The 14,772-nt window shown below is 57.8% G+C and carries 15 protein-coding genes; 3 read left to right on the plus strand and 12 right to left on the minus strand.

Translation table 11 applies throughout. The features are described from left to right. Positions 1 to 19 precede the first annotated feature (19 nt). The 10 genes from pcaF to paaA are packed head-to-tail and all read right to left on the minus strand — an operon-like array spanning position 20 to position 8,211. Positions 20 to 1,225, minus strand: coding sequence for a 3-oxoadipyl-CoA thiolase (gene pcaF / locus CRO87_RS00750; protein ID WP_097161016.1), 1,206 nt, complete (start codon positions 1,223 to 1,225; stop codon positions 20 to 22). After that, positions 1,225 to 1,662: a hydroxyphenylacetyl-CoA thioesterase PaaI gene (gene paaI / locus CRO87_RS00755; protein WP_097161017.1), complete on the minus strand. Its 438-nt coding sequence runs from the start codon at positions 1,660 to 1,662 to the stop codon at positions 1,225 to 1,227. Before paaI ends, pcaF begins: the two co-directional genes overlap by 1 nt. Continuing rightward, a complete protein-coding gene (locus CRO87_RS00760; RefSeq protein ID WP_097161018.1) occupies positions 1,652 to 3,076 on the minus strand; it encodes a 3-hydroxyacyl-CoA dehydrogenase in 1,425 nt (474 codons plus the stop codon). Before CRO87_RS00760 ends, paaI begins: the two co-directional genes overlap by 11 nt. Before the next feature lie 2 nt (positions 3,077 to 3,078). Then, entirely contained in the window at positions 3,079 to 3,867 is a 789-nt protein-coding gene (paaG, locus tag CRO87_RS00765) for a 2-(1,2-epoxy-1,2-dihydrophenyl)acetyl-CoA isomerase PaaG (RefSeq protein WP_097161019.1), read from the minus strand. Between the two features lie 2 nt (positions 3,868 to 3,869). Further along, positions 3,870 to 4,637 (minus strand): 2,3-dehydroadipyl-CoA hydratase PaaF, encoded by a 768-nt coding sequence (paaF, locus tag CRO87_RS00770; RefSeq protein WP_097161020.1) that lies wholly within the window; start codon positions 4,635 to 4,637, stop codon positions 3,870 to 3,872. Then, positions 4,634 to 5,704, minus strand: a complete 1,071-nt coding sequence (gene paaE / locus CRO87_RS00775; RefSeq protein ID WP_097161021.1) for a 1,2-phenylacetyl-CoA epoxidase subunit PaaE — start codon at positions 5,702 to 5,704, stop codon at positions 4,634 to 4,636. Before paaE ends, paaF begins: the two co-directional genes overlap by 4 nt. A gap of 7 nt (positions 5,705 to 5,711) precedes the next feature. Further along, complete coding sequence (gene paaD / locus CRO87_RS00780) at positions 5,712 to 6,209, minus strand: 1,2-phenylacetyl-CoA epoxidase subunit PaaD (protein ID WP_097161022.1); 498 nt, start codon at positions 6,207 to 6,209, stop codon at positions 5,712 to 5,714. 9 nt (positions 6,210 to 6,218) lie between these two features. Beyond that, positions 6,219 to 6,974, minus strand: a complete 756-nt coding sequence (paaC, locus tag CRO87_RS00785; RefSeq protein ID WP_097161023.1) for a 1,2-phenylacetyl-CoA epoxidase subunit PaaC — start codon at positions 6,972 to 6,974, stop codon at positions 6,219 to 6,221. Between the two features lie 8 nt (positions 6,975 to 6,982). Continuing rightward, complete coding sequence (paaB, locus tag CRO87_RS00790) at positions 6,983 to 7,270, minus strand: 1,2-phenylacetyl-CoA epoxidase subunit PaaB (RefSeq protein ID WP_097161024.1); 288 nt, start codon at positions 7,268 to 7,270, stop codon at positions 6,983 to 6,985. 11 nt (positions 7,271 to 7,281) lie between these two features. Next, complete coding sequence (gene paaA / locus CRO87_RS00795) at positions 7,282 to 8,211, minus strand: 1,2-phenylacetyl-CoA epoxidase subunit PaaA (protein ID WP_255252465.1); 930 nt, start codon at positions 8,209 to 8,211, stop codon at positions 7,282 to 7,284. Between the two features lie 288 nt (positions 8,212 to 8,499). Between paaA and paaZ the strand changes: the two genes are divergently transcribed. Both paaZ and tynA read left to right on the plus strand, forming a co-directional pair. After that, complete coding sequence (gene paaZ / locus CRO87_RS00800) at positions 8,500 to 10,539, plus strand: phenylacetic acid degradation bifunctional protein PaaZ (RefSeq protein WP_097161026.1); 2,040 nt, start codon at positions 8,500 to 8,502, stop codon at positions 10,537 to 10,539. Positions 10,540 to 10,727: 188 nt separating this feature from the next. Beyond that, the gene (gene tynA / locus CRO87_RS00805) at positions 10,728 to 12,983 is read left to right on the plus strand and encodes a primary-amine oxidase (protein WP_097161027.1); all 2,256 of its coding nucleotides are present in this window, start codon (positions 10,728 to 10,730) and stop codon (positions 12,981 to 12,983) included. A 26-nt stretch (positions 12,984 to 13,009) separates the two neighbouring features. Here tynA and CRO87_RS00810 read toward each other — a convergent pair whose 3' ends face one another. Both CRO87_RS00810 and CRO87_RS00815 read right to left on the minus strand, forming a co-directional pair. Further along, positions 13,010 to 13,324 carry a hypothetical protein gene (locus CRO87_RS00810; protein ID WP_097161028.1) on the minus strand — a complete coding sequence of 105 codons (315 nt, stop codon included), beginning with the start codon at positions 13,322 to 13,324 and terminating at the stop codon, positions 13,010 to 13,012. A 341-nt stretch (positions 13,325 to 13,665) separates the two neighbouring features. After that, positions 13,666 to 13,938, minus strand: coding sequence for a hypothetical protein (locus CRO87_RS00815; RefSeq protein WP_097161029.1), 273 nt, complete (start codon positions 13,936 to 13,938; stop codon positions 13,666 to 13,668). A 261-nt stretch (positions 13,939 to 14,199) separates the two neighbouring features. On the opposite strand from CRO87_RS00815, the gene CRO87_RS22440 reads away from it, so the two are divergent. Further along, positions 14,200 to 14,484: a hypothetical protein gene (locus CRO87_RS22440; RefSeq protein ID WP_141398650.1), complete on the plus strand. Its 285-nt coding sequence runs from the start codon at positions 14,200 to 14,202 to the stop codon at positions 14,482 to 14,484. Positions 14,485 to 14,772 lie beyond the last annotated feature (288 nt).

Genomic DNA, 14,772 nt, shown 5'->3' on the forward strand with positions numbered 1-14,772 from the left:
TACTCGCAGGTTAATCAGCTCACACGCGCTCCAGGATCATGGCAATGCCCTGACCCACACCGATACACATCGTGCAGAGGGCGTAACGCCCGCCGCGACGGTGCAGTTCATTACTGGCGGCCAGCGCCAGTCGGGCACCGCTCATCCCCAACGGATGGCCTAACGCAATGGCCCCGCCGTTCGGGTTAACATGCGGGGCATCGTCCGGCAGCCCCAGTTGACGCAGGACACCGAGCGCCTGGGCAGCAAACGCCTCATTCAGCTCGATGACGTCCATATCGTTAATGCTCAGCCCCGCGCGCTCCAGCACTTTGCGGGTGGCAGGCACCGGGCCGAGGCCCATCAGGCGCGGCTCCACGCCCGCCGTCGCCATCGCCACGATGCGGGCACGCGGCGTTAAGCCTTGCTGTTTCGCCATTTCAGCGCTAGCGATAATCAGCGCGGCGGCACCATCGTTCACACCGGAAGCGTTGCCCGCGGTAATCACGCCGTTCGCACGGAACGGGGCTTTCAGGCTAGCAAGTTGCTCAAGAGTGGTTTCCGCACGCGGGTGCTCATCCTGGGTCACTTCGGTAACCGCGCCCTTTTTGCCTTTCACCGCAACCGGCACAATTTCCTGCGCCAGAACGCCGTTCTGCTGGGCGACGGCGGTCCGCTGCTGGCTGCGCCACGCGAAGGCATCCTGATCGGCACGGCTTATTTTTAACAATTCAGCTACATTCTCTGCCGTTTCCGGCATGCTGTCAGTACCAAATTGCTGCTGCATGAGCGGGTTCACAAAACGCCAGCCGATGGTGGTGTCAAACATTTCTGCCTGACGCTGGAATGGCGTGGTCGCTTTGCCCATCACAAACGGCGCGCGTGACATGGACTCCACGCCGCCCGCAATCAGCAAATCGGCATCGCCGGAACGAATAGCACGGGCCGCAAAGCCGATGGCATCAAGGCCAGAACCGCACAGGCGGTTGATGGTGGTGCCGGACACCGTCTGCGGCAGACCCGCCAGCAGGGACGCCATACGCGCCACGTTGCGGTTGTCCTCCCCGGCCTGGTTGGCGCAGCCGAAAATCACGTCGTCGATAAGCTCCGCATCAAGCTGCGGATTTCTCTCCAGCAGCGCGCGCAGCGGCACTGCGCCTAAGTCATCGGCGCGCACGCCAGACAGCCCACCGCCATAACGCCCTACCGGGGTTCGCACACCGTCACAAATAAATGCATCACGCATCAGGCTTCTCCCGTTACGCTGCCGCCGATGCGGTGTGATTTTCCGCGAAACAGGGCGACAGTTTTTTGTTGTTGGTTAACGATTTCAATGTCATACACGCCGGTCAGTTTGCCCTGATGCTTCACCCGCGCGGTGGCGGTGAGCTTGTCCCCGGCAAAGCCCGGACGCAGAAAATCGATATTGCAGGCCGAAGCCACCGCCGCCAGCCCCTGACTGTTGCAGGCGTAGGCGAATGCGGTGTCCGCCAGCGAAAACAGCTGCCCGCCATGGCAGGTCTGATGGCCGTTGAGCATCTGCGGCGTGACGGTCATCGTCAGCACCGCAAAGCCTTCGTCCATCTCAATGATGTCGATGCCGAGCGCCTGCGCGCAGGTGTCTTTTTCATACATCACGCGGGCGTTGTGCCAGGCACTGTTCCCGGTAAGGTTATGACTCATAGCTACTCTCCAGAAGCGCTCGCTGGCGCAGCAGGGAACAGGGGCGATAGCGCTCTTCGCCGTAGTGACGTTGCAGGTTTTCCAGCAGCTCAAGCACGCGCTGCCAGCCGAGCAATTCGCCCCACTGAAGCGGCCCGCGCGGGTAATTCACGCCCAGACGCATGGCGATGTTGATATCCGCCTCGCTGGCGACGCCTTTCTGCAGCGCATCCAGCGCTTCGTTAACCAGCATCGCCACGGTGCGCCACACCAGCAGGCCCGGGTAATCGGCAATCAGCAGCACTTTTTTGCCCTGCTGCTGGAGCCAGTAAATCGCTTTTTCCGTCTCTTCGAGGCGGTTGCTGGCGGCGGCGGCAATCACCACCACGTCGCTTTCGCTTCTGTCCATCACCACCACCGGGCGTTGCAGACGAGTCGCTGCGGCCTGGGCAGTTTCGCCGTGAGTTTCCAGCAGCAGCACGCTATCAAGAGTGACAACGTCACGTTCTTTCTGCACACTCTCCGCCTGGCGATGAGCGGGAACCGTTGGATAAAACGCCACTTCAGCAGCGCCCTGTGGCCAGCCGTACACGCCCTGCCCGGTTTTTTTACCGTAGCGCCCCGCCAGCACCAGCTCCTGCTGAACCAGCGACGGCAGGAAACGACGCTCCTGCCAGAAGGCGTTAAACACCGAACAGGTCACCGCGAAGTTCACGTCCTGGCCAATCAAATCGGTCAGCGCCAGTGGGCCCATCGGGAAGCCGCCCGCTTCGCGCAGCGCGGTATCAATCGCTTCCGGGGCCGCCACCTGCTCTTCCAGCGCACGCCAGGCTTCGGCGTAGTAAGGCCGCGCCACGCGGTTGACGATAAACCCCGGCGTGGACTGGCAATGCACAGGCTGTTTGCCCCAGGCCAGCACGCACTGGCTGAGCTGCGTCACCACTTCTTCGGAAGTCGCCACGCCGCTCACCACTTCCACCAGTTTCATCACCGGTGCAGGGTTGAAGAAGTGCAGCCCCGCCACGCGCTCCGGGTGCTTCACGCCTGCGGCGATGGCGGTGATGGAGATAGACGATGTGTTGCTGGTCAGCAGCGTCTGCGGCGGGCAGATTTCGCCGAGCTGGCCGAATAAGGCTTTTTTGATGTCGAGGTTTTCGGCAGCCGCCTCAATCACTAAATCAGCAGCGGCAAGCGCGGCGATATCGGTGACGGGCACAATGCGCGACAGGCCGCGCTCGCAGGCTTCAGCACTCAGTTTGCCTTTCGCCACTCGCGATTCCAGGCGGCTGCGCAGTGCGGCAATGGCGCGGGTCATGGCGTCGGCAGAGATGTCGTGCAGCAAAACCTGCTGGCCCGCCATCGCCGCCACTTCGGCAATGCCTGCCCCCATGGTGCCGCTGCCAATCACCGCCACGGTTCGGATGTTCTGGCTCATGATCATTTCCCGCTGAACTGTGGCTGACGTTTGTTCATAAAGGCGCTGACGCCTTCGCGATAGTCGGCGCTGCGTCCGGCCATGCGCTGGTAATCACGCTCAAGATCGAGCTGCGTGTCCAGCGAGTTAGTTTCTGCCGCGTTAATCGCCTGCTTAATCAGGCCGAGGCCGTAGGTCGGCTGTGTCGCCAGGTGGCGGGCCAGCTGCCCGGCGGTGTCGCTGAGCTGCGCGTCTTCCACCACCTGCCAGATCATGCCCCACTGCTGCGCCTGCTCTGCGCTGAGTTTTTCGCCCAGCAGCGCCAGCGCCATTGCACGGGCACGCCCGGCAACTCGCGGTAACAGCCAGGTGCCTCCGCAGTCAGGAATCAGGCCCAATTTGCTGAAAGCCATGACGAAATTCGCCGAACGTGCGGCGATCACGATATCGCAGCCGAGCGCTAATGTTGCCCCCGCGCCCGCCGCCACGCCGTTCACCGCACAGATAACGGGTTTAGGCAGCTTTGCCAGGCGTTTCACCAGCGGGTTGTAGAAGGTTTCCACGGAGTAACCCAGGTCCGGCGCGGGGCCGTTCGGGTCGACGTTACGGTCGTTCAGGTCCTGTCCTGCGCAAAAGCCACGCCCGGCTCCGGTTATCAGCAGGCAGCGAATCGTGTCGTCGCGTTCCGCCTGCGTCAGGCATTCTGCTAACTGCTTGTGCATGACGTCGTTAAAGCTGTTCAGCCTGTCAGGGCGATTGAGCGTCAGGGTCATCACGCCGTGTTCGACGTGGCTGAGAATGAAAGCATCCATCGTTAGCGTCCTTTAAATTCGGGTTGGCGTTTGGTGAGAAACGCGGCGATGCCTTCGCGGCGATCGTCGGTGGCGCTGAGCAGCGTGAACAGCTGGCGCTCCTGGGCAAGCCCGGCGCTGAGGCACACTTCCTGCGACTGGCGAAGCGCCTGCTTCGCAGCCTGAAGGGCCAGCGGGGAGTGTTTCGCCATCTGTGCGGCAAGCGTCAGTGCATATTCAGCCATCAGGCCAACAGGATGCACTTCACTGACCAGTCCGGCCTGCTGCGCACGCTGCGCGTTGATGGCCTTGCCCGTCAGCACCATCTGCGTCGCCAGCGATTTGCCCACGGCGCGAATCAGACGCTGCGTGCCGCCCGCGCCAGGCATGATACCGAGGGTGATTTCAGGCAGGCCAAACGAGGCGTTATCGCCTGCCACCACCACGTCGCACAGCAGCGCTAGTTCGCAGCCAGCGCCCAGCGCGTAGCCGTTGATGGCCGCAATCAGCGGTTTAGTGAAGGCATCGATCCGCGCCCAGATGCGTGGCCGAACGTCGTTGAGCGTGGCGGCCAGGTCCTTCTCCGCCATCTCCTGTAAATCGGCCCCGGCGGCAAAGCAGCGCTCGCTGCCTGTGATGACCACTGCGCCAACCGTGCTGTCCTGCTGCGCAGCTTCCAGCGCTTCTGCAATCTGCGTCAACAGCGCGTTGTTCAGGGCATTGCGTGCCTGCGGACGATTGAGCGTCAGCAGCAATACGCGCTCGTGCTGGCTTATCAGTAAATCGCTCATGCCATCCCCTTGGCGTCGAAATCGACGATCACGTCGGCGGTTACCGGCAGTGACTGACAGCTCAGCACGTAGCCCGCCGCCAGTTCGTCCGGTTCGAGGCTGTAGTTAGTCGCCATCGACACTTCCCCACGCAGCACTTTGCATTTGCAGGTGGCACAGACGCCGCCCTTGCAGGCATACGGCAGATCTGCGCCCTGGCGCAGCGCCGCGTCGAGAATGCTTTCATCTTCGCCCGACAGCACAATCGCGCGGTCGCGACCGTCCTGACGAATTGTCACGGTCTGGCCGTCGGCCTGCACGCTGGAGGCATGGCGAACGGCGCTGCCCGGCGTGTTGAAGCGTTCCAGGTGAATCGCTTTCGCAGGCATGCCGAGTTCAACCAGCGCCGCTTCGGCATCGTCCATCATTGCCGCCGGACCGCAGATAAAGGCCTCGTCGAACTGGCTGAAATTGAGCAGCGTTTTCGACAGCGCGTGCAGTTTCTCGCCGTCGATGCGCCCGTGCAGCAGCGCACTGTCCAGCGTTTCCTGGCTGAAAATGCAGACCAATTGCAGGCGCGTCGGGTATTTGTCCTTCAGGTCGGCGAGCAGCTGGCGGAACATCATGCTCTGGCTGCTACGGTTGCCGTAAATCACCGTAAACTGGCTGTGTGGCTCGGCCTGCAGTGTGGTTTCGGCAATCGCCAGCATAGGCGTGATGCCCGACCCGGCGGCGATCGCCAGGTAGTGACCGTTGCGTTCAGGCTGGGCCTGATAGCCGAAATTGCCCTGTGGCACCATCACTTCAAGGGCCATGCCAGCTTTGATTTCATCGCGGGCGTAACGGGAGAAGCGCCCGCCTTCGATGGCTTTCACCGCCACGCTGATTTCACCGGGCACGGCGCGGCGGCAGATGGAGTAGCAGCGGCGCAGCTCTTCGCCTGCCAGTTGTGTTTTCAAAGTCAGATGCTGGCCCGGACGGAACGCATAAGCGCTCTGTAAGGCTTCCGGTATCGCAAAAGTGATGGTCACCGCATCGCGGGTTTGTGGCTCCACTTTTGCCACCTTCAGCGAATGAAACGTCGTCATGGCAACCTCAGATACATTTAAAGTAATCAAAGGGTTCCCGGCAGCTGTCGCAGCGATAGAGCGCTTTACAGGCCGTGGAACCGAATTCAGAGATAATGGTGGTGTGGGTGCTGCCGCAGCGCGGGCAGGCAACGTCTTTCGGCATTTCTGCGTGACACGCGTGGGCCTGCGGCGGGCTGATGCCGTACTGACGCAGGCGTTCGCGGGCGTCCGGCGTCATCCAGTCCGTGGTCCAGGCCGGATCCAGTTGCAGCACAATATGCACCGGCGTGAAGCCGTGCGCTGTCATCACCGAGCGAATTTCACCGAGCAGATGCTCCGTGGCCGGGCAGCCTGAATAGGTCGGCGTGAAGCCGATAACCCAGCCTTCCCCCTGAGGGGTGACGCTGCGCACCATGCCTAAATCGGTGATGGTCAGCACCGGCACTTCCGGGTCACAGATCTGACTTAACAGTGCCCAAATCTGATGCACTTCCGCCGGGGCGATTTCCGCGAGACGTTGCATAGCGACTCCTTACCACTGCTGACCAGGATACGAACGCTGCAGATACTGCATCTCTGCCAGCATCGGCCCGAGGTGTTCGGTGTGCAGCCCCTGCTTGCCGCCAATGCGGTAAGCCTGTTCGCCTGGCACCTTCAGTTCTGCTGCATTCAGGGCTGCGGTGATTTCTGCCAGCCACTCTTCGCGCAGTTCGCGCGGATCGACGGCGATGCCCTGAGCCACCAGGTCCAGCTCCAGTTCATCGGCCTGGAACAGCTCGGCGGTGAAGCGCCACAGGTTGTCGATGGCCGCCTGCATCCGCTGGGCGGAAAGCTCTGTGCCGCCGCCCAGACGTTCAACCCAGCCACGGCTGAAGCGCAGGTGGTAGCGCGCCTCTTTAGTGGCCTTCGCGGCAATGGCGGCAATCTGCGCGTCTTTGCTCGTCACCAGACGGCTGAACAGCGCCACGTGCCAGGCGTCCATAAAGAGCTGGCGCGCCAGCGTGTCGGCGAAGTTGCCGTTCGGCTGTTCCACTAACAGCACATTGCAGAACTGGCGCTCGTCGCGTTGAAAGGCCAACTGGTCTTCGTCGCCCTTGCCCTGACGTTCAGCGGCGTAGCTGAGAAAATTACGCGCCTGCCCCAGCAGGTCGAGGCCGATATTGGCTAATGCCAGATCGATTTCCAGTTCGGGGGCATGTCCACACCAGGCAGAAAGGCGTTGTGCCAGCACAAGACAGTTATCGCCCAAGCGCAGCGCATAAGTCGCAATAGGGTCATGATTCGTCATCTGCCGCCTCACATGTGCTCAATGCCGTCAGGCAGGGTGTAGAACGTAGGATGACGGTAGATTTTGCTCTCCGCCGGGTCGAAGAACTCGCCGCGCTCTTCTGGCTGAGAGGCCACAATTTCACTCGCCTTCACCACCCAGATGGAGCAGCCTTCGCTGCGGCGGGTGTAGGCATCGCGGGCGTTTTCCAGCGCCATGCGATCGTCGGCGGCGTGCAGGCTGCCCACGTGACGGTGGGATAACCCCTGTTTGCTGCGAACGAACACTTCATATAAAGGCCAGTAGACATTGCTCATCGTTATTCTCCTTATGCCGCGTTGCGGGCCTGCTGTTTTTTGGCGTGCGCCAGCGCGGCTTCCCGCACCCAGGCGCCCTCTTCCCAGGCTTTACGCTTGGCGGCCAGACGCTCGTGGTTACACACGCCGCGCCCGTTGATCACTTCGTTAAATTCATGCCAGTCGATCTCGCCGAAGCGGTACTGGCCGGTAGTTTCATCAAGGGTCAAATCTTTGTCCGGCACGGTCATGCCGAGCATTTCCACCTGCGGAACGGTGTTATCGACAAAACGCTGGCGCAGTTCGTCATTACCGAAACGTTTGATCTTCCAGGCCAGGCTCTGGGCGCTGTTTGGCGAGCTGTCGTCGTTCGGCCCGAACATCATCAATGCCGGCCACCAGAAGCGGTTGATGGCGTCCTGCAACATGGCACGCTGCTCTTCACTGCCGTTTGCCAGCGCCATGCAGGCCTCGAAGCCCTGCCGCTGGTGGAAGCTCTCTTCCTTACAGATTTTCACCATCGCGCGGGCATACGGGCCGTAGGAGGTGCGGCACAGCGCCACCTGATTGACGATAGCGGCGCCGTCCACCAACCAGCCGATTACGCCGATATCGGCCCAGCTCAGCGTCGGGTAGTTGAAGATGGAGGAGTACTTCATGCGGCCATCAAGCATCTTCTGGTAGATGTCTTCGCGGGCGCAGCCGAGGGTTTCAGCGGCGCTGTAGAGATAGAGGCCATGCCCCGCTTCGTCCTGCACCTTGGCGAGCAGGATTGCCTTACGGCGAAGAGTTGGCGCGCGGGTGATCCAGTTGCCTTCCGGCAGCATGCCGACGATCTCGGAGTGCGCATGCTGACCAATCTGGCGGATCAGGGTTTTGCGGTACGCCTCCGGCATCCAGTCCTGCGGCTCGATGGCCGTCTCTTCGGCGATCTTTGCTTCAAAGCGTTGTTCTTCAGTCACATCGTCACCTTTATGATTCCCATTTGACTCACATTTTGCTTTCTCGTGAATCATATTGTTTATGAGAAGTTACATAATGGTTAACTGAAACCCCAAGAACGCTTTGTGTATTCTGTGAGCGCCATCGCAGAGTAAATCACACAACCCTTTAATAACAGTCAGTTAACAAAAAATCGCATATAGATAAGGATCTCATTGTTAATAAATTATTAAATTCAGGATTGCTTTTTATGATTCAACATCAAACTATGTATAGCGATACGACGTAACATTTTACGGAGAAGCAAGATGCAGCAGTTAACCAGTTTCTTATCCGGCAGCTGGCAGTCTGGCCGGGGCCGCGAGCGCACCATCAACCACGCCATTACGGGCGAAGCGCTGTTTTCTGTAACCAGTGAAGGTCTGGATATGGCGCAGGCGCGCCGCTATGCCATCGAACACGGCGGTGCCGCACTCGGCAAAATGACCTTTGTGGAACGCGCCGCGATGTTAAAAGCGGTGGCAAAACATCTGCTGGAGCAGAAAGAGACGTTTTACGCCCTCTCCGCACAAACGGGCGCCACCCGCGCCGACAGCTGGGTGGATATCGAAGGCGGGATCGGCACGCTGTTTACCTACGCGGGCCTCGGTGCGCGTGAGCTGCCGGATGACGTCTTATGGCCGGAAGATGAGCTGATCCCCCTTTCTAAAAACGGTGGTTTTGCGGCGCGTCACGTGCTGACGGCCAAATCCGGCGTGGCGGTGCACATCAATGCCTTCAACTTCCCCTGCTGGGGCATGTTAGAAAAGCTGGCTCCGACCTGGCTTGCCGGGATGCCCGCCATCATCAAACCCGCCACTGCCAGCGCGCAGGTGACACAGGCGATGGTCAAAGCGATTACTGACAGCGGCCTGGTCCCGGACGGCGCTATCAGCCTGATCTGCGGCGGCGCGGGCGACCTGCTGGATCAGCTCGATTTCCAGGACGTGGTGACCTTTACCGGTTCGGCGCAAACCGGGCAGTCGCTGCGCATCCACCCGAACATCGTCAAAAACTCGATTCCGTTCACCATGGAAGCCGACTCGCTGAACTGCTGCGTGCTGGGCGAGGACGTAACGCCAGAGCAGCCGGAGTTTGCGCTGTTTATCCGCGAAGTCGTGCGTGAGATGACCGCCAAAGCGGGCCAGAAATGTACCGCTATTCGCCGCATCATCGTGCCGCAGGCGCAGGTTGAGGCCGTGAGCGAGGCGCTGATCGCCCGTTTGCAGGGTGTGAAAGTTGGCGACCCGGCAACAGAAGGCGTGAAAATGGGTTCGCTGGTTAACGCCGAACAGCGTGCCGACGTGCAGGAAAAAGTGGATGCGTTAGTGGCCGCAGGCTGTGAAATTCGCCTCGGCGGCAAGGCCGATCTGCATGACGCAGGCGCATTCTTCCCACCAACCCTGCTCTTCTGCCCGCAGCCAGAGGAAAGCCTTGCCGTGCACGCTATTGAAGCCTTTGGCCCTGTGGCAACGCTGATGCCTTATCAGACTCGCGAGCAAAGCCTGGCTCTGGCGCGCGCCGGACAAGGCAGCCTTGCAGGCACGTTGGTCACGGCAGACGGCGACATCGCCCGCGAGTTTATTCTGGGCGCAGCGCGTGCGCACGGCCGTATTCAGATCCTGAACGAAGAGTCGTCGAAAGAGTCCACCGGGCACGGCTCCCCGCTGCCGCAGCTGCTGCACGGCGGTCCGGGTCGTGCGGGCGGCGGTGAAGAGCTTGGCGGCTTACGTGCGGTGAAGCATTACCTGCAACGCACCGCCGTTCAGGGCAGCCCGACCATGCTCGCCACTATCAGCCAACAGTGGGTTCGCGGCGCGAAGGTGCAGGAAGACCGCGTTCACCCGTTCCGCAAATACTTCGAAGAGCTCCAGCCGGGCGACAGCCTGCTGACCGCTCGTCGTACCATGACCGAGGCAGATATCGTCAACTTCGCCTGCCTGAGCGGCGATCACTTCTACGCCCACATGGACAAAATCGGTGCGGCGGAATCGATGTTCGGCGAGCGTGTAGTCCACGGCTACTTTGTGATTTCTGCCGCGGCGGGCCTGTTCGTGGATGCGGGCGTCGGCCCGGTGATCGCCAACTACGGGATGGAAAACCTGCGCTTTATCGAGCCTGTCAAACCGGGCGATACGCTGCAGGTGCGCCTGACGGTGAAGCGCAAAACAGTGAAACGCCAGAAAACTGCCGAAGACAAAGCGACAGGCGTGGTGGAATGGGCCGTCGAGGTGTTTAACCAGCACCAGCAGGCAGTTGCGCTCTACTCCATCCTGACGCTGGTGGCTCGTCAGCACGGCGATTTTTAAGTCTAAAACCCGCCCGGTGGCGCTTTGCCTGCCGGGCCTCCGCCTCAATCCACGAAACAGAAAACCTGGCAAATCTGACAAAACGGCTGGCAGGTGCAGGCAAACACCGTGCGCCCGCCCGCTGTTAGGGTGAGCATGTCGCAACTCAACACAACACCGAAAATACTGATAATAAGACGAGGCTTACGATGACGATTTCCGCCCGCAAGACGGCGCTGGCTATGGCTGTCGCCCTGATGTGCAGTTGGCAAACACCCGTCTTCGCCCACGGCGGCGAAGCCCATATGCTCCCAATGGACAAAACGTTGCAGGATTTCGGCGCTGACGTGCAGTGGGATGATTACGCTCAGATGTTCACCATCGCCAAAGATGGCGCTTATGTGAAGGTGAAACCCGGCGCGAAAACGGCCGTGGTGAACGGCAAAACCCTGACGCTTCAGGTGCCGGTGGTGATGAAGAATAAAAAAGCCTGGATTTCAGACACCTTCATCAACGACGTGTTCCAGTCGGGGCTGGATCAGACCTTCCAGGTGGAGAAAAAACCGCACCCTCTGAACTCGCTGACCGCCGATGAAATCAAGCAAGCGGTGGAGATTGTTAAAGCCTCGCCTGATTTCAAGCCCAACACCCGCTTCACCCAGATTGCGCTGGCCGAGCCTGACAAAGCCAAAGTGTGGAATTTTGTGATGAGCGGCACCGCGGTGGATGAGCCGCGCCTGGCAAACGTCACTATGCTCGACGGCAAACACGTCATTGAGAGTCAGGTCGATTTGCAGAGCAAAAAAGTGCTGCACTGGGAACCGATCAAAGACGCCCACGGCATGGTATTACTGGACGACTTCTCTACCGTGCAGAACGTGATTAACGCCAGCAAAGAATTTGCCGATGTGTTGAAAAAGCACGGTATTACTGACACGACTAAAGTGATCACCACCCCACTGACCGTGGGCTATTTCGATGGCAAAGACGGCCTGAAGCAGGAAGATCGCCTGCTGAAAGTGGTGAGCTACCTCGACACCGGCGACGGCAACTACTGGGCGCACCCGATTGAGAACCTGGTGGCGGTGGTCGATTTAGAGCAGAAGAAGATCATCAAGATTGAAGAAGGCCCGGTGATCCCCGTGCCGATGACCCCGCGCCCGTATGATGGCCGCGACCGCGTGGCACCGAAAATCAAACCGCTGGATATCATCGAGCCGGAAGGCAAGAACTACACCATCACCGGCGATATGATCCACTGGCAGAACTGGGATTTCCACGTGCGCCTGGATTCCCGCGTCGGCCCGATCCTCTCGACCGTGACCTACAACGACAACGGCACCAAACGCAAAGTGATGTATGAAGGCTCGCTCGGCGGGATGATCGTTCCTTACGGTGACCCGGACGTGGGCTGGTACTTCAAGGCGTATCTGGATTCCGGCGACTACGGCATGGGCACCCTGACCTCGTCCATCGCCCGCGGCAAAGACGCCCCGTCAAACGCCGTGCTGCTGGATGAAACCATCGCCGATTACACCGGTAAACCGATGGACATTCCTCACGCCATCGCCGTGTTCGAGCGCTACGCCGGGCCGGAGTATAAGCACCAGGAGATGGGCCAGCCGAACGTCAGCACCGAGCGCCGCGAACTGGTGGTCCGCTGGATAAGCACCGTCGGCAACTACGATTACATCTTTGATTGGGTGTTCCACGATAACGGCGTGATCGGCATTGATGCAGGCGCAACGGGCATTGAAGCAGTGAAAGGCGTGCAGTCGAAAACCATGCACGACGCCACCGCGAAAGATGACACCAAATACGGCACGCTGATTGACCACAACATCGTCGGCACCACCCACCAGCACATCTACAACTTCCGTCTCGATCTGGACGTGGATGGCGAAAACAACAAGCTGGTGGCGATGGATCCAGACGTGAAGCCAAACACTGCGGGTGGCCCGCGCACCAGTACGATGCAGATCGATCAGCACGATATCGCCACCGAACAGGAAGCGGCACAGAAATTTGACCCGGGCACCATCCGCCTGATGAGCAATACCAGCAAAGAAAACCGCATGGGCAACCCGGTTTCCTATCAGATAATCCCTTACGCGGGTGGCACGCACCCGGTGGCCACCGGCGCGAAATTTGCCCCGGATGAGTGGATCTATCACCGCCTGAGCTTTATGGACAAGCAACTGTGGGTAACGCGCTACAAGGCGGATGAGCGCTATCCGGAAGGCAAATACCCTAACCGTTCTACCCACGACACTGGTCTTGGCCAGTACAGCAAGGATAACGAGTCGTTGGATAATCAGGACGATGTGGTGTGGATCACGACCGGCACGACGCACGTCGCCCGCGCCGAAGAGTGGCCAATCATGCCAACCGAATGGGTTCACGCGCTGCTGAAGCCGTGGAACTTCTTCGATGAGACGCCGACGTTAGGCGAAAAGAAAAAATAACCAAAAGGGCCGAAAGGCCCTTTTTTTCAGGATTTTTGGCATCGTCCGGAGCAAGAACCGCTACCGTTTTGGTCCAGAAAGAGAAACGCCGCCGCGATGCCGACAACCAGCAGGGCACAGTAGAAAAAGATGCTACCTGAAAACTGAGAAAGTTCTTCCAGATGTTCACTACCCTGTTTGTTCAGCTTCCGAATAGCTTCTTTGTGATCATTCGCTTCAATCGTATAGGGATATTTGGTAAATCCATTTCTTTTCAGGTCCCGGGGAAGAGCACGCGTAACACGTTCCGCTAAAAAAACTTCAGTCTCATTATCCTTGATGAAGATTATATAGTTGTTCATACCCCCTCCTGTTTAGAACTATCCCGCCCTGCAAAACAACACTTTGTTTCATTTTATTAGGCGCTGCTGTAACGTAAACAACCAATAGCACCTCAAGGCTTAAGTTATCAGGGTAAAAGTACATAGAACAACATGGAAAAATCAAATTTCTTCCCTGTGGCGACATCCCCCCCAAAAAAACATTTCAACTTTAAATTCACCATTTTGACGGCATTTATTCATAAAATTAATATTGCTGATGACTCTCATTAATTCCTGATATGTAACAAGCTTTCAGCCCTTGCGTTAGCAATGAGATACTTCCAGCCCCTTGGTCGGTGCGATTTCTGAGTATTCGCCAGTCAGAGTGATAAGAGAAACGCCGCGACAAAACTGAGGACTATTATTGCACAAGCGAAGCAATGGTTACCTACAAACTGGGAAAGATCTTCCAGATGTTCACCGCCCTGTCTGTTCAACTCCTGAATGGCTTCTTTTTGACTGTTGGCTTCAATCGTATATGGATATTGAGTAAAACCGTTTTTTTTCAATTCCCTGGTGAGATCTCGCGTTACCTGTTCGGCTAAAACAACCCTGGTCTCATTGTCCTTAATGAAAATTGTATAGTTATTCATATCACCCCCTGATAAAAATCATCTCAAAATACAAAGCGACGTTTCATTTAACATGACCAACTTAAATAACCCTGTAACGTAAACAGCTAATAAGCATTTAGGATTCATATAACCAGCATGAAAATAACTCGAGACTCAGATAAAAATCAAATTTATTTTTCGAGGCCATCTCACAAAACAAAATATCACCGCTTTTCATTCACTAATTTTAAGTTATTTATACATTCGGAACATACAAACACACAATTAAGGATAATCATTATGAAAAAAATTTTAAGTCACCAGTTGGATCAAATCTCTGGCGGTTGGGCAGATATGGACGGAAGCGGGAATAAATCCGCAACTAATGGTGGTTCGCAGTCCGGTGGCAATGGCGGTCCATCCGCCCTGGACCGATTCACAGCAGCATATCACAACAGCCCCTATGGCAGTGGTTCTGGTGCGATGCATTTATGGGGAGACAACTCAAGTGCCAACGGAAGTGTTCACGGAAGTGGCATTAAAGGCGCGCCTAATGCCGGAGGCAACGGTGGGCGGAACCATTAACACCCGGAACTGATTGGTTCTGAGCGTTAAATATATCTTATATACGTAGCGATCATGGGGTTCTACTCCGGAACCCCACTTCTTATTTATGCTACCAGCACAGCTAAAGGTTCTCATTAATTCTGATTAAGTAACAGGATCATTGTCCTTGCATGTATTATGAATGTGTCGCTTCCATATATACAGGTTGTCGTAATAAAACCACCCTGTATTTTTATATTCGTCTCTGCACAATCAATACATTATTGAACAGATTACCGTGCTTGCTGACAGGCGGTTCGCAGCTCT

The organism is Enterobacter sp. CC120223-11, from assembly GCF_900215375.1.
Classification (GTDB): Bacteria; Pseudomonadota; Gammaproteobacteria; order Enterobacterales; family Enterobacteriaceae; genus Scandinavium.

Coding starts and splice junctions, on each gene's coding strand:
- CRO87_RS22440 (WP_141398650.1), top strand. CDS start 14,200: ATGAAAAAAATTTTAAGTCACCAGTTGGATCAAATCTCTGGCGGTTGG.
- CRO87_RS00815 (WP_097161029.1), bottom strand. CDS start 13,938: ATGAATAACTATACAATTTTCATTAAGGACAATGAGACCAGGGTTGTT.
- tynA (WP_097161027.1), top strand. CDS start 10,728: ATGACGATTTCCGCCCGCAAGACGGCGCTGGCTATGGCTGTCGCCCTG.
- paaE (WP_097161021.1), bottom strand. CDS start 5,704: ATGACGACGTTTCATTCGCTGAAGGTGGCAAAAGTGGAGCCACAAACC.
- paaC (WP_097161023.1), bottom strand. CDS start 6,974: ATGACGAATCATGACCCTATTGCGACTTATGCGCTGCGCTTGGGCGAT.
- paaD (WP_097161022.1), bottom strand. CDS start 6,209: ATGCAACGTCTCGCGGAAATCGCCCCGGCGGAAGTGCATCAGATTTGG.
- paaB (WP_097161024.1), bottom strand. CDS start 7,270: ATGAGCAATGTCTACTGGCCTTTATATGAAGTGTTCGTTCGCAGCAAA.
- CRO87_RS00760 (WP_097161018.1), bottom strand. CDS start 3,076: ATGAGCCAGAACATCCGAACCGTGGCGGTGATTGGCAGCGGCACCATG.
- paaI (WP_097161017.1), bottom strand. CDS start 1,662: ATGAGTCATAACCTTACCGGGAACAGTGCCTGGCACAACGCCCGCGTG.
- paaF (WP_097161020.1), bottom strand. CDS start 4,637: ATGAGCGATTTACTGATAAGCCAGCACGAGCGCGTATTGCTGCTGACG.
- CRO87_RS00810 (WP_097161028.1), bottom strand. CDS start 13,324: ATGAACAACTATATAATCTTCATCAAGGATAATGAGACTGAAGTTTTT.
- paaG (WP_097161019.1), bottom strand. CDS start 3,867: ATGGATGCTTTCATTCTCAGCCACGTCGAACACGGCGTGATGACCCTG.
- pcaF (WP_097161016.1), bottom strand. CDS start 1,225: ATGCGTGATGCATTTATTTGTGACGGTGTGCGAACCCCGGTAGGGCGT.
- paaZ (WP_097161026.1), top strand. CDS start 8,500: ATGCAGCAGTTAACCAGTTTCTTATCCGGCAGCTGGCAGTCTGGCCGG.